Here is a 13,775-nt window from a genome sequence, read left to right on the forward strand (position 1 = left end):
CGTCGCTTGGCGCAGCTTCGGCGGTGCGGTGGCTGAGTGCTGTCGTCGCTGCCGCTGCGCCTGCGGCATGGGCCCGCTCCGAGCGATAAGCGACGCTCGGCCCGGAGACCGCCCGACCGCTGCGTCGCCGCAGCTTGCCCCGGCGCCCGGTCATGCTTTGCCGCGACTTGCGCCGCCCGTTCGCGCGTGGCGCGCGGCCGCGTCTGCTGCTTCCTGTCCGGGAGCTCCCTGTCCGAGGACGCCGACCGACCGTTCGTCTCCGTCGTGCGCTGCGCCCCGCCATCAGCACACACTCTCCCGGCTGCGCCCGTCGTCAGGCATCCGTCCCCGAGCCCCGGTCTGCCCGATATACCAGGCCAGCGCCTCCAGATGATCGCCGACGATCAGCCGCTCCAGCGGATCGCTCCCCTTGCCTCTGGCCCGGCGGCGATTGCGCCGCCCCACCTCGACATAGTGCGGAGCGCGGATCTGCAAGCCGTGGCAGACGGCGATCGCCTGCGCCTTGGGCGGCACTGCCAGGTTGTCGCAGCCGATCATATCCCGAGCTCGCCGGCTGATCGCATGCGGGATCGTCGTCATCGAAGCGCCTGTCGTCGCCGGATCATCGATCATCAGATTGAGGGCATGCTTCGCCAGCACGACGCCATGCACCTGCCTCAGGCCAGTCGGGCCGAGATACGCGTTGAGCGCCACATCCGCTCCGCTCTCGACAGCAGCCGACAGCGCCCGCAGATCCCGCGCCGCGACGACGATATCGCCGTCCGTGAAGAGCAGGATCTCGCCGCGCGCCGCGCGCGCGCCGATGCTGCGGCCGACATCATGCCCGAGCGGGCTCGGATAGCGGAGCACCCGGGCACCCATCCGCTCCGCCAGCTCCGCCGAGCCATCTGTCGAGCCATTGGCGACGACGATGACCTCTGTTGCGGGATGGACCTGGGCTGCTTCGCGGATGACCGCCCCCAGCGTGCGGCGTTCATTGACGACAGGGATGATCACCGACACCTTGGGCGCATCGGTAGGCGCGATCGTGAACAGCGCGCGCCTCAGCTTCCTCCGAGAGCGCGGCTTCGCCTTGCTCCGTCTCGGCATATGCCTCACCTGCCTCATCGTAGTTGTTAATCCATGCTACCCACAGTGTATGTACAGCCGCCGCGAAGGCAACGGCATTCGTCCCCTGGAGCCGGGATTAATCCAGATCCGTCTGGTGCCTTAGTCCATAGCAATCCTATTTTTTCTTGCATAGAGTAATAGAGTACTTTAAGGAGGAGGGTGGCAAGATGAAAGAGATGGGTATCACCCCTTTTGTTTTCGGAGACTATACGCGCTTCATTCCTTTTTACATTTACAGCATGCTGACAAGCTACCCCGATTACGGGATCAAAGTGTTCATGCAAGGCAAACTGTCTAAGCAGGAGAACCGCTGTCTTGAGCTGCTGGAACGACGATTCCCAGACACTTTCGAGATTCGGACCAACTTTATGCACAAAAACGAACTGTCCCCGGCGAACCAAAGGTCTCTCATTAAAAGCAAGAAAGCACTTCGTTGGCTCATCCCGCACCGGGAGGTGATGCATTTTCAGAACATCTATATCGGCGATGTCGATTTTCTCATCGTCAAGGAATCGCCCGGCATACTTGAAGCCCATCTGGAGCATTGTACGACGACCGGCTTGCCTTACAGCAATGCGATTCGGCCAGGCACGCAACGATTGACTGGGCTTCATTTTATCCGCACGAAGGAATACTACGACAAGATGACCCCGGTTATTAAATACTATCGAAGTCATTTGGGTGAGTTATGCGATATGGTAACCAAGGGCAATAGCGATGAAGTATTTCTGTACCGTATGGTCGAGCAAGGCATTGGCTTTACAGGTCTCGACCAGATGCATTACCGTCCCCATCATGGCTTCCATCTGGGCAAAGTCGTTCGTGGAGAGATCAAAGCCGGTTATCTCGGATACAACCAGCCAGCAGACGAATATTGGGACAGCTCAACCTTCGCGGTCATCACACCCCAGTTGATGAACTACTTTGATGATCCATTGTTTCTAGACATGCTGGAACTCATCCCCCATGAAAGAGTGCTCCCGCTTGGCCGGATCCTGTTCGGCGAGCGGATCGGCGGAAGGCTGCGCAAGCTTTTAGCTTTGCTAGACTAGCTCGGATACGAACAACAAAGAGAGGCCGCACAGTTCATGCAGTCTCCCTTTGTCTTGCCCGCTACAAGCTGGCAAGGATCTTCTTATACCTGGCAACATATCTGACCTTGTTGAATTCCGTATGAATCGTGCGTTGTCCGCCCCTGCGCAGCTTCCTGCGCAATTCATGACTCCGGAGCACCTCCAATACATAACGCACTGCCTTGCCTGGAGCTTCTAACGGGTAGAGCATGCCATTGTAACGATGTCGGATGATTTCGTTTTTCCCTGGTACATTAGTGCTGACGACAGGCACGTCGCAAGCCAGCGGTTCCAGTATATGATTGCCCAGTCCTTCGCGCAGCGAGGTGGATAGGAGGAGGCCGCCGGAGCGACGTACCGCAGCATACAACGCAGGCATCCAACCGTTGGGAACCTCCGAGATGATACGTGTGTTGTCTTTCAATCCGAGCTCGGCAACGCGATCCACCAATAGCTGCATCTCTCGCGTATCTTTTCGATTGCACACAATCCATATTTCGATTGGCTCCAGTATGGCGACTTTAGCGCAAATGTCCAGAAACTGTCGCCAGTTTTTGCTCTGCTCCAAGCGCCCTATATAAGCGATAATATGATGACCGCTTCGTGGCTGCGGACAGTCCTCCCAGACATCGGAGGGATGACGGAGCGGTCGAAACATTCGATGCACCGTGTTGCCATCCACGAAGATCGGCACCTCTCGCTTCAGACGCTGACGTACGAGTCCCTCCAGATAGCTGGCGATGCAGATAATGCCGTGCAACTGTTTCTCGTGCTCCAAGCTTTCGATCCATTTCTCGATTTTGATATTCCAGCCGCGCAGCTCATAGATCAGCTTAGCTGGATAGCCTGGAGGTACCCATTGGAGATAAGCCAGGCTATAGATAAAGGACAAATAGTCATATTTTCTTTGCAACAGCTTGTATTTGAAGATTTCCCCCGTCTCAGCGATGCTATAGGGAAGCCCTTTGAAAAGATACTCGCCAGGACCTCCCTTCATAAAGATAACCTCCGATTGAATCCCCTGTTCTCTCAAGACTTGCATTCGCGTCCGCAGCGTTGTCTGAAGTCCTCCGATATTGGCCTGATGCACAATATATAATATTCTGATCAGACTCACCTCTCTCGTTGGATGATGCGAAAGAATGTCTCCCAGTCTCTGGCGCAATGCGCCCAGGTCCACTTGCTCTCTATCGTCTGCCGGATGCGTTGGGCATAACGTCTACGCTCATCCGGTTCATTCATCAAAAAACACACCGCTTCACGGATCGAGTCGGCGGAGCCCGAGACGATCAAGCCGTTGTGCCGATGACGGATCAACTCCGGCACGATGCCCACGTTGGTCGAGATGATCGGCACGCCGCAGGCCGCTGCCTCCAATACCGGGTTGGGCAGCCCTTCCGAACGGCTCGAGCAGATGTAACAGTCCAAGCCCTGATAGAATGACACCATCTCTTTACGCGGCACATAATGTTCCTTGTAGGTGCGAATATCCAACTCGACCCCCAGTCCATTCAGCGCCTTGAGCACTTGATCATATCCTTTGTGTTGTCGATAGACCGGCTTGTCGATCCGACCGACCCAGCCTACCCGGAATCCTCCGACAACCCCACGCCTCTCGCGTGGTCGGAACAGCTCGGTATCGATTCCGACGCGTGTCTTGATAATGCGGGATTGACCGGCGAACAGCCTGAGAATCTCGTTGGACATACAATTGATCCCTTTCAGCTGACGGATATAGCGGAGGAACGCTGGACTGAATCGCCGTTCCCCGAGCAGGTGTTGCTCCAGCGACCGCAATGAGGTTACGCCTGCAGCCATCTTCTCCAGGGCGATCCCTTGTCGTTCATGAAGAAGTCTCGCGCCGTCCAGCGTCATCGGGTAGATCAGATCATAATGGTCCTGGTCGGCAGAGCGCACATCGGCCATGTATTTGATCTCGCAACGGACGCTCCGCATACGGGCTGTCATCAAGTCCCTGGCCCGATTATCGAATGCCCAGCCAGGCGTCGTCGGCACCAGCAATACCTTCATAAACAATACCTCCTCTCCAGCCTACCTCAATGAGAGAAAGAACGTCTCCCACTCTTTTTTGCAGATCTCCCACGTCCAATGACGCTCAATCGTTTGTCGGATCGCTTGACCAAGCATCACGCACTGATCAGGATGACGCATCAGCCACTTGACCTGATTCCGAATCGCCTCGGCCTGCCGCTCCGCGATCAGTCCATTGCTGCCATGTTTGATCAACTCCGGCACAATACCTACACGCGTCGTGATGATCGGCACGCCGCAGGCCGCAGCCTCCAGAACCGGGTTGGGCAACCCCTCCGAACGGCTGGAGCAAATAAAGCAGTCCAGCCCTTGATAGAAAGACGCCATCTGCGTACGCGGCACATAATTATCCTTGAAGCTCCGGATTTCGAACTTGACGCACAGTCCCTTTAATGCTTCGACGACGATGTCGTATCCCTTGAGCTCGCGCGATTTGGCATCTTCCATCCGGCCAGCCCAGCCTACGGTGAACATACCGCCGGCCCTACGTCTGAGCGCCGGTCTGAAACGATCCTCACGGATGCCGATACGCGTCTTGGCGATGGAGCAATACGGCTTGAAACTGTTAACGATCTCATCGGACCAGGCATTGATGCCTCGCAATTGCCGAATAAAGGAGAGGAACTCTGCATCGAATCCGCCGCCGGACAGCTTTTTCTTCTCGAATATTCGAAGCGAGGTGATGCCTGTGGCCATCTTGTGCAGCGGAATTCCCGCTCTGTGCAGCCTGCGAGCGATCGAAAGCGACATCGGATAGATCAGATCGTATCGCTTCTGATCGTCTGCATGGACCTGAGGCTGATATTTCTTGTTGAGGTAGATGCCATTCCAGCGCAAGGTCAGCAAATCCTTCGCGCGATTGTCAAAAGCCCAGCCGGGCGAGTCGGGAACGAGCAAAATTTTCATTGGTTCCCCTCCCCACTGCTTCTGGCAGCCTGAAACCATTGAATCGTCCGCTGCAGCCCCTCGTCGAAGGCAATCTGCGGGCGATAGCCTATCAGTTGCTCGGCCTTCTTGATATTCGCATGCGAATGCTTGACATCGCCCGTCCGCTCTGGTCCATGGGTTGGTCGCAACGACAGACCGAGATGTCGGTTGATTTTGGCACAGACTTCATTCAGCGTCACGCTGCCGCCACCGCCGATATTGACAGCTGTGCCATCCAATGTGGGCGCGAACAACGCCAGCAGATTGGCAGCGACGACATTGTCGATATACGTGAAATCCCGAGATTGCCGACCGTCTCCATTGATTGGGGGAGGTATCCTGCTGAGCATCGACTCGATGAACTTGGGGATGACGGCCGCATAAGCCGAATGCGGGTTTTGACGCGGTCCGAACACATTGAAGTAGCGCAGCGTTATCGTCTGCAAGCCATACAGCTCGCAAAACAAGCGGACATAGGTTTCGCCAGTCAGCTTGTTAAGCGCATAGGGCGAGGCAGGCATCGTCGGCATAGTTTCCACACGCGGCAAGCCTGGTTGATTGCCATATACGGACGAAGAACCGGCGTATACGAGGCGCTCCGCGCCAGCAGCCTTAGCTGCATGCAGCACATTTAGCGTACCTGTAATATTCACCGCATTGCTGCGCAACGGGTCCTTGATCGAGCGCGGCACCGACGGCAACGCAGCCTGATGGAGGATGTACCTCGCCCCTTTCAAGGCGCGAGACACGATGTTGTAATCGACGATGTCGCCCTCGATCAGATCGATGTCGGCCTCGATGCCGCGCAGATTGTCACGGCTGCCTGTCGCGAAGTTATCCAGCACCGTCACACGATAGCCTCTGGCGATTAACGCCCGCGTCAGATGGGAGCCGATAAACCCGGCCCCGCCCGTGACGACATATTTGTCCATGCCTCCACCGCCTCCCAGGTAGATTTGGCCGCACGGGCCATGTATAGTCGTTGTGCTTCCAATGTATGAGATGACCTGCCCTGCGGACACGCCAAGCACCTATAGCAGCTCTATTTTTTTGGTTGGTAGACTTGCCTATACCGTTCGTAGATTCGCAGCATACGCTGTCGATAATTCAATCTGAATGGAAAGGGTGGAGATGCACCATGTACCGTACGATTGCTGTAGTGGGACTCGGCTATGTCGGGCTGCCCCTCGCCTTAACCTTCTATCAGCAAGGCTACAGCGTCATCGGACTGGATCGGGACTCGCGCAGGCTCGAGATGCTCGCGCAGGGCGCGAGCGGGCTCCCCGATATCGACGACGGGCTGCTCGCCGAAGCGCTCGTCTCTGGAAGATGGCTGACGACCGATCAGTACAGCGAAGTACGGCAAGCCCAGGCCGTTATCCTCTGTGTCCCCACGCCTGTGCGGAACGATAAGCCCGACCTGGACTGCCTGACCGACGCAGCCCAGGCGTTGGCTCCGCATCTGGTCCGAGGGCAGCTCGTCATCCTGGAGAGCTCGACCTATCCCGGGACGACCCGCGAGGTGCTGCTGCCGATCCTGGAGCAGAGCGGACTGAAGACGGGCGAGGACCTGTATATCGGTTATTCGCCGGAGCGGATCGATCCCGGCAATCGCCATCATCCGTTCCTGTCGGTGCCCAAGGTGATCAGCGGCGTTACCGAGGCTTGTCTCGTACAGATCCATCATCTGTACAATGCCGTATTCGACCGCGTCGTCCCCGTCCGCACGACCGAAGCGGCCGAGATGACCAAGCTGCTCGAGAATACGTACCGGTTCGTCAACATTGCCTTTATCCAGGAGTTCGCCCGCCTCTGCGACGGCATGCATCTGGACGTATGGGAGATTATCGACGCCGCCGCGACCAAGCCCTTCGGCTTCGCCCGCTTCGCGCCAGGCCCCGGCGTCGGCGGTCATTGCATCCCCGTCGATCCGCTCTATCTCCAGTGGAAGGCCGGCGAGCTCGGCCTGCACAGCCGCTTCATCGAACTTGCCCAGAGCGTCAATGACAGTACGCCTCGTTATATCCTGAATCGGCTGCGCTCGCATCACAAGACAGACACGCTCGAAGGGCAGCGGGTACTGGTCGTCGGCGTCACGTATAAGCCCAATATCGGCGATATCCGCGAGTCCAGCGTCATGGAGCTGCTGCAGTTGCTCGTCGACGAGGGCTGCGAGGTGGCGTATCACGATTCTCTCGTGCCGTGGGTCATGCTCGAAGGGGAGCGCTTGCCGAGCACGCCGCTAATGCCGGAGACGATCGCCGACCAGGATATCGTCATCCTCGCTACGCCTCATGCCGATCTGCCGATCGATCTGCTGCTGGCGCATGCCCGATTGATCTTCGACACGCGCAACGTTACGGGCGGACACATCGGCCAGGCTGCCGTGCTGCGGCTTGGCGTCGGCGAGTAGGGGGCTGGAGCGATGCGCGTCCTCCACCTCCCCGTCGGCCGCCAGATGATCGAGATCTGTCAGGCGTTGCGCCGGATCGGCGTCGCCGCGACGTCCTGTCATTTCCGCCAGCGCACGGTCCCTCAGCGTCCCGACCTGTGCCTCCACCATGAACGGCTTACACCCGAGCAGCGCTTGTACACTCGCGAGCGGTTCCTGGCCCATGCTGCGCAGCGCTATGACGTCTTCCACTTTCACTTCGGCCAGACGTTCCGCGAGGACTACAGCGACCTGGCCTATCTGAAGCAACTGGGCAAAAAAATCGTCGTCCAGCATCGCGGCTCTGATGTCCGGATGCTGTCGGTAGCGCGCGCCAAGGCCAATCAAATGGTCCGGGTCAAGGGCGGCCAGCGCCGCAGCGAGGACGAAATTCAAAAAAAGCTGGGGATCCTCTCCAGCCATATTGACCATGCGATCGTCGCCGACCATGAGCTGCTCTCCTACATCCAGCCGTATTACAAGCACATTCACCTGCTGCGCCAATCGATTACGCTGGCCAAGTTCCGTCCAGCCTACCCGTCGCCGGAGAAGAAGCGGCCGCTCATCCTGCACGCCCCGACCAACACTTACCTGAAAGGGACGGAGTACGTCCTGCAGGCGATCGACCGGCTGCGGGCGCGCGGCCTGAACTTCGACTTCGAGCTCGTGGAGAAGCTGACGCACGAGGAAGCGATCGCTAGGTACCGGACCGCAGATATCCTGATCGACCAGCTGCTGCAAGGCTCGTTTGGCGTGTTCAGCCTGGAGGGGATGGCGCTCGGCAAGCCTGTCGTCTGCTATATCAGCGACGTCTTCCGACCGACCTACCCTCCCGGACTGCCGCTCATCAGCGCCACGCCGGACACCGTCTATTCGACCTTGAAGCGATTGATCCGGCACCCCGAGCAGCGCTATCAGATCGGCCAGGCGGGGCGGGCGTACATCGAGCGCTATTACGATGCCGATGCGCGGGCAAGGGAGCTGAAGACCATCTATGAGCAGCTCTAGCCAAAGCAAGCCATCCTTGTAGGCTGAGTGGATATCGTTGAAAGGCCTCCCTCTTCAGTCAGAGACTGCCGGGGAGGCCTTGTGCGCGCTTGGGCCGCTCTCTGCGCCGACGCTACAGTCCGAGCTCCCGGCCCCAAGTCCTGATTTTGTCGACGTAATTCTCGAGCAGGCGGGCCGGCTTGGTGCCGTGGACACCCCACTGCAGCTGCAGATGAAGGCTGCGCTCGAGCACCCGCTGTACGTAGGCCATCTTGTAGAGCCGCACCGGATCTTCCTTGAAAAGGATGCCGTGCCTCTCCATCTCGGAGGCATACAGACGCGAGATGCGCTCGGAGACGACCTCCTCGTCTTTGCGCCAGTCCCGGCGGTAGGCAAAGAATACGCCGATCAGGTTGAAGAGATCGAACCAGCAAGGGGCGAATCGGGCGCCTTCCCAGTCGAGCAGCTTGATGCGCCACTCGGCTCCGGCAGCATCGTAGCAGCCGATATTCGGCGTCTGCAGGTCGTTGTGCGTGATGCTGAGTCCGGCCCCCAGCAGCTCGGGGAAATAATCCGGCCCCTTCGCCAGCACCTTGCGCAGCATCGCCTCGTCGGCCTTGAGCCGCTCGGCAAGCGCGGGCTGCTCCATCGCCTGATCGAGGTAGACGAGCATCTCCTCGTTTACCCGCTTGCGATCGGCGATGCCCTGCTCCGATGTATAGATCGGCAGCCACTCGGCAAATTGCTGCCGATACGGCGCAAGTCGTTCGTTGTGAGTAAGGGCGTGGAGCCTGGCGAGCGGCGGCACGATCCGCTCGAAGTGATCGGGCGTGAAGATGAGCTGACCTTTGAGCTGCGGCACATACTCCATGAACACCCAGGCTTCTCCGCCTTCTGACGGCATCTCGACCAGATAGATCTCCGGCATGAGCTCCCCCAGGAGCGGCGTCGCATAGCGATACATGCTCAGCTCGACCAGATCGCTCCCGGTGATCGGAGCCTTGAAGATCTTCAGGATCAGCGGCTCCGTCCGTCCGTCTCGCTCGATCGCCAGCTGCCAGACGGCGCTGTTGATCGTCTCCTTCAAACATGCCATCTCGTGATCGCGCAGGACGATCCGCGAGCCCATGCAAGCGCCGATCCGCTCGGCGCAGCCCAGCTCGCGCCATCGCAGGCTGATCTCGCCGAGAGGCGGCGCTGCCGGAGGCAAGCTCCGAGCATCCCTGGCAGCCTGCAGTCCCTTGCGGAAGCCCTCTTCCCTGCCCTTCTGATAGCCTTCCGTCCTGCCGTTGCGGTAGCCCTCCGGGTCATGCATTATCGTCATTACCGATCATCCCTCGCTCTACAGTGCTCCTCTATCTTATGTTGGGCGAGGGCGGGGTGCTACTGTCTGCGGCGAGCGCGAGCTGCCGGACAGCCGCGCAGCGAGGCGACCAGCAGCCGCTCGGTAGTCATATCTCTATGCTATAATGGACAGATCAATCAGGAGGTGGACACCTATGAAGAGATGGAGATGGGTCGCGGCGTTGGCGATCCTGCTGCTGGGAGCGGCTTGTGCAGAGTCACGGGAGGAGCCCATGAAGCTGCCGCCCGAGCCGACGCCCGAGGAAGTGATCCGCGATCTGAAGGAAGGCAACAGCACCTTGCTCGGACGGTCCGTCGGCGCACAGCCGGACGAGCCGTTCCCGTTGCTGACCTTGATCGTCGAGGAGGAAGAGATCGCCTACACGACCGGGGAAGCGATGCTGACGGCAGAGATCGCCGCCTATATCGGCGATGAACAGTGGCGCAGCGTCGACAAGAAGACGGTCCGTTTGCGCTATGAGCTGGATGAGGACAGAGACGCATGGCAGCTGAGCGGCCAGGAGATCGGTGACAGCATCGTCGCTGTAGCCGTTAGAGACGCCGCCTCTTCAGCGGATGCTACGACTGGCCATCGCGGCGGCTGAGACTCGACTGCGCGAGCAGCCATGGCGGGATTTCCTCCTCGAACACCGGTCTTGCCAGCCGCCCTTATTGTCTGATATTGACCTGTTTGGGTGCAGCCGCATGCTATTCGTCCATACGCCGGACCAACGATTCTCATAAGCTATGGCAAGAAGCGATAGTTTTGGGAAGGAGCATGCCCACCATGCAGTCTATAGTCGGCATATTGATCAACGCCTCGGCCCATCGAAGCCTCGTGGCCGGGACGCCTTGCAAGGAGAAGTTCGAATACTATGAGCAGGCAGCCAGGGAGCATGGCGTTGTCCCCTGCTTCTTTCGGCTCGGCGATCTGCGGCGCGACGGCACGGTGCTGGCGTATACTCAACGGGATGGACGCTATCGTCGGATAGCCCTCCCGATCCCCGATGTCATCCATAATCGGGCGATCCATCAGGGCGGACGGGCTGCGGCGAAGCTGGCACAGCTGCGTCGGCAGGGCAAGCGGCTCTTCAACGGCTGGAATCGCTACAGCAAGCTGGAGCTGCATCGGCTGCTCATGCTCGAGCCGCAGCTACGAGCTCATCTGCCAGAGACGCTGCAGGCCGACGCAGACACCGTGCGCGAGATGCAGCGAAGCCACGATACCCTGATCCTCAAGCCGGCCAATAGCAGCGTCGGCCGCGGCGTCATGAAGCTGGAGCGCAGCGCTGCAGGCTGGCAGCTGACGCGTCGCTTGCGCTCAGGCTGGCGTACGGAGCCATGCAACGATGAACTGCCGAGACGGATACGCGCCCTTCTGCGAGCAGAGACCTACCTGATCCAGCAGCGACTGCCGCTCGCAACCTACGAGGGGCGGCCATTCGATCTGAGGGTGTCCGCCCAACGCGACCGCAGCGGAGACTGGACGATCACAGGCATCGCCGCCAAGGTCGCGCCGCCGGGCAGCCCGGTCACCAATATCGCCCGCGGCGGCAGCGTCTATCAGTTGGACGAGGTACTGGCTCATCTGTCCGCCGAGCGCTTCGCCCAGGTGCAGTCGGCGATCGCGACCTTTTGCCTGTCCGCTGCGACACATCTGAGCAGGCATCTGCCCGGACTTGCCGATCTCGGCTTTGATATCGGGCTGACGACAGACGGCTTCCCGATGTTCATCGAGTGCAACGGCCGCGACCTGCGCGTCAGCTTCCCGAAGGCCGGCCTGACGGATGCCTGGTACCGCAGCTACGCCAATCCGATCGGTTATGCACGCCATCTGCTAGACCAGCTTCGCGCTCGCGGGAGCTGAGCGCGCTCCCATGCACCAGTCCCCGTGTTAACCGTTGCTGCAGCATCGCCCCCCGCATGGGCTTGGGCGAACGCTCTCTGCGCGGTGCTGCAGCGCCACAGGCTGTGGCGCGAGCGTGAAGCGATCAGGCTCGTCCCTCTCTAACCGCAACTGCACAATGAGAACCGGCTGCTCAAGGAGAAGATGTCTCCCTGCGCGAGCCGGCTACCGCCAGTTCGGCCGATCGCAGCCAGACAGGTCCCGGCGCGCCTTCATGGAGAGGCGCCAACCGCAAAGGCGCGATATTGACTGCGATCGCATGCTGTAGCCGCGTCAGCGCCCTCAGCTCCTGCTGGATCGCCCGCGCAGCCTCCGGTGTGGCTACCGCTACCTCCGCGACACTCTCCAGGATACGAGACATCGCGTGCTGACTGCGAGCCAGCGAGGTCAGCAGCTCCAGCTTGACCTCGCGCTCTCGGTTCATACGACTCATAGACTACTTGTCACCCGCCTCCATGTCGAAGCCGCCCCCGAACAGTCCCCCCATGCCGTCCATGCTCCCCATACCGTCTGCGCCCTCGACATCGTGTCGCAGCACTACCTTGAGCATGCTGCACATGCCTTGCCCCAGCTTGGACAAGCCGTCGATCACTTCGATCAGTTGCTCGTGGACATCCATCGTCTCCTTGACCAACTGCTGCTGGCTGGCAAACGAGTCGTTGCGAATATGATTGCAGATCCAGTTCCGCACCTTCTCCGCCTCCACGGCCTTCGCCTCGAGAATCATCGCCATATTGGACTGCAAATGGGCCGATGAGTCCAGGAAGCTCAGCAACGTCTGTTCACGACTCATCTCGCCATCCTCCTTCTCCTTACGTTACTTCTCGCCTTACGTTACTCCTCGCCCGTACCGCCATCCAGCTCCTTCATCACATGCGACAGGTGGTCCGCGAGCGTCTCCTCCAGATCAGCCAGCGTATTGAGGTAGCCAACCATACTTTTGGTGATCAGCTGCGAATTTTCCAGAAGCGCCGGTATGCCCTCGAAGGCCGGGTTATGGTCGGGGAGGGCATGCACCACCTCGCCCATCCGGACAGCTACATGGCGTTCCGCATCCAGGATCCGCGCGAGATGCCGGTGCGATGCGGACAGGTGCCCGATGACTCGATCGACCATATGCTCCATCGACTTCATACCTCCCTGCATCCAAAGCTCCTATTAGCATATGCGGCCCGCAGAAGGCTGCTACTGTATAGTACTGTGATTATGAACACCCTGACAGGGATAGGATTAGGGTACGAGGGTTTTGACTCAAAATATGATATAATGCAAGGAACATCATGCCGTACCGGAGATCGGGGATGAGAGCACATGACGACGAAAGCTAAGGATACTACGACTGCACATACCGAGCCCGTGACCGAAGCGGCTCACAAGGAATGCGCCTCCTGCGGCGAGCATAAACCGGTATCGGAGTTCCTCCGCAGAACCGGCAAACGCTCCCGTGAAGGCGCGCGCCGCGGCACCTGCCGCGACTGTCGCAAGCAGCAGCAGACGGAGGATGCGGATACGCTCGAACAGCAGGTCGACGACGCTCCACCCGATACGGCAGACAAGCCCGGCGATACGATGCGAGCTGACGACCAAGCACGGCCATCCGAGCAGGACGAGCACGTTGCGGCTGAGCCGCCCCCGTCCCAGCAACCGAGCGGCCAAGCGGCCAAGCGGCGACGCCGGGGACGCAAAAAGGTCAAAACTGCCGCAGCGCTGTCGCAGAATATGCAAATCGATGCCCCGGAGACTGCCCCAGAGGTAGAAGGCGGGCAGGATGAGCGGACGAAGGACGATGGAGAGGAAACTCAAGCGCAAGCTCATAAGGACGAGAATGCTCGCCCAGAGGACACTGTGTGGACGCTGAGTGAGGATGCAGTGCGTGCGAAAGTGGACGCGTCGCCGTCTGAGCGCGCCGAGGACGGCTCCGGCTCTGACCGCTCGACCGGGCCCG

14 protein-coding genes and 1 pseudogene are annotated in these 13,775 nt (G+C 59.5%); 6 read left to right on the forward strand and 9 right to left on the reverse strand.

Going from position 1 to position 13,775, the window contains the following annotated elements; all coding sequences use genetic code 11:
• Positions 1-282 precede the first annotated feature (282 nt).
• Positions 283-1,089 (reverse strand): glycosyltransferase family 2 protein, encoded by an 807-nt coding sequence (locus tag PA598K_RS33185; protein WP_128661029.1) that lies wholly within the window; start codon positions 1,087-1,089, stop codon positions 283-285.
• 188 nt (positions 1,090-1,277) lie between these two features.
• Between PA598K_RS33185 and PA598K_RS33190 the strand changes: the two genes are divergently transcribed.
• Positions 1,278-2,162 carry a hypothetical protein gene (locus PA598K_RS33190; RefSeq protein ID WP_128661030.1) on the forward strand — a complete coding sequence of 295 codons (885 nt, stop codon included), beginning with the start codon at positions 1,278-1,280 and terminating at the stop codon, positions 2,160-2,162.
• Positions 2,163-2,223: 61 nt separating this feature from the next.
• On the opposite strand, the gene PA598K_RS33195 is transcribed toward PA598K_RS33190, so the two are convergent.
• The 4 genes from PA598K_RS33195 to PA598K_RS33210 all read right to left on the reverse strand — a co-directional run bounded on the left by PA598K_RS33195 (position 2,224) and on the right by PA598K_RS33210 (position 6,094).
• Complete coding sequence (locus PA598K_RS33195) at positions 2,224-3,180, reverse strand: glycosyltransferase (protein WP_185602379.1); 957 nt, start codon at positions 3,178-3,180, stop codon at positions 2,224-2,226.
• Positions 3,181-3,296: 116 nt separating this feature from the next.
• Entirely contained in the window at positions 3,297-4,214 is a 918-nt protein-coding gene (locus tag PA598K_RS33200) for a glycosyltransferase family 4 protein (protein WP_128661032.1), read from the reverse strand.
• A 21-nt stretch (positions 4,215-4,235) separates the two neighbouring features.
• Entirely contained in the window at positions 4,236-5,141 is a 906-nt protein-coding gene (locus PA598K_RS33205; RefSeq protein ID WP_185602380.1) for a glycosyltransferase family 4 protein, read from the reverse strand.
• Positions 5,138-6,094, reverse strand: coding sequence for an SDR family oxidoreductase (locus PA598K_RS33210; RefSeq protein WP_128661034.1), 957 nt, complete (start codon positions 6,092-6,094; stop codon positions 5,138-5,140). Before PA598K_RS33210 ends, PA598K_RS33205 begins: the two co-directional genes overlap by 4 nt.
• Positions 6,095-6,300: 206 nt before the next feature.
• Between PA598K_RS33210 and PA598K_RS33215 the strand changes: the two genes are divergently transcribed.
• Positions 6,301-7,575: a nucleotide sugar dehydrogenase gene (locus tag PA598K_RS33215; RefSeq protein ID WP_128661035.1), complete on the forward strand. Its 1,275-nt coding sequence runs from the start codon at positions 6,301-6,303 to the stop codon at positions 7,573-7,575.
• A 12-nt stretch (positions 7,576-7,587) separates the two neighbouring features.
• A complete protein-coding gene (locus tag PA598K_RS33220) occupies positions 7,588-8,601 on the forward strand; it encodes a glycosyltransferase family 4 protein (RefSeq protein WP_128661036.1) in 1,014 nt (337 codons plus the stop codon).
• A 112-nt stretch (positions 8,602-8,713) separates the two neighbouring features.
• Here the strand turns inward: PA598K_RS33220 and PA598K_RS33225 are convergent, their stop codons facing one another.
• Positions 8,714-9,904: a phosphotransferase gene (locus tag PA598K_RS33225; protein ID WP_128661037.1), complete on the reverse strand. Its 1,191-nt coding sequence runs from the start codon at positions 9,902-9,904 to the stop codon at positions 8,714-8,716.
• Between the two features lie 175 nt (positions 9,905-10,079).
• Between PA598K_RS33225 and PA598K_RS33230 the strand changes: the two genes are divergently transcribed.
• On the forward strand, positions 10,080-10,529 hold the full coding sequence (locus PA598K_RS33230) for a hypothetical protein (RefSeq protein ID WP_128661038.1): 450 nt from the start codon (positions 10,080-10,082) through the stop codon (positions 10,527-10,529).
• A 182-nt stretch (positions 10,530-10,711) separates the two neighbouring features.
• Positions 10,712-11,791, forward strand: coding sequence for a YheC/YheD family endospore coat-associated protein (locus PA598K_RS33235; protein WP_185602381.1), 1,080 nt, complete (start codon positions 10,712-10,714; stop codon positions 11,789-11,791).
• Between the two features lie 172 nt (positions 11,792-11,963).
• Here the strand turns inward: PA598K_RS33235 and PA598K_RS33240 are convergent, their stop codons facing one another.
• The 3 genes from PA598K_RS33240 to PA598K_RS33250 are packed head-to-tail and all read right to left on the reverse strand — an operon-like array spanning position 11,964 to position 12,976.
• Positions 11,964-12,263 (reverse strand): hypothetical protein, encoded by a 300-nt coding sequence (locus PA598K_RS33240; RefSeq protein WP_128661040.1) that lies wholly within the window; start codon positions 12,261-12,263, stop codon positions 11,964-11,966.
• Between the two features lie 3 nt (positions 12,264-12,266).
• Complete coding sequence (locus tag PA598K_RS33245) at positions 12,267-12,623, reverse strand: restriction endonuclease subunit S (protein WP_128661041.1); 357 nt, start codon at positions 12,621-12,623, stop codon at positions 12,267-12,269.
• A gap of 41 nt (positions 12,624-12,664) precedes the next feature.
• Positions 12,665-12,976 carry a nucleoside-diphosphate sugar epimerase gene (locus PA598K_RS33250; RefSeq protein ID WP_307719909.1) on the reverse strand — a complete coding sequence of 104 codons (312 nt, stop codon included), beginning with the start codon at positions 12,974-12,976 and terminating at the stop codon, positions 12,665-12,667.
• Positions 12,977-13,141: 165 nt separating this feature from the next.
• Between PA598K_RS33250 and PA598K_RS36765 the strand changes: the two are divergent.
• Positions 13,142-13,775: pseudogene (locus PA598K_RS36765) on the forward strand (hypothetical protein); the annotation flags it as partial.

The sequence above is a fragment of the Paenibacillus sp. 598K genome, assembly GCF_003851045.1.
Lineage (GTDB): Bacteria > Bacillota > Bacilli > Paenibacillales > Paenibacillaceae > Paenibacillus_D.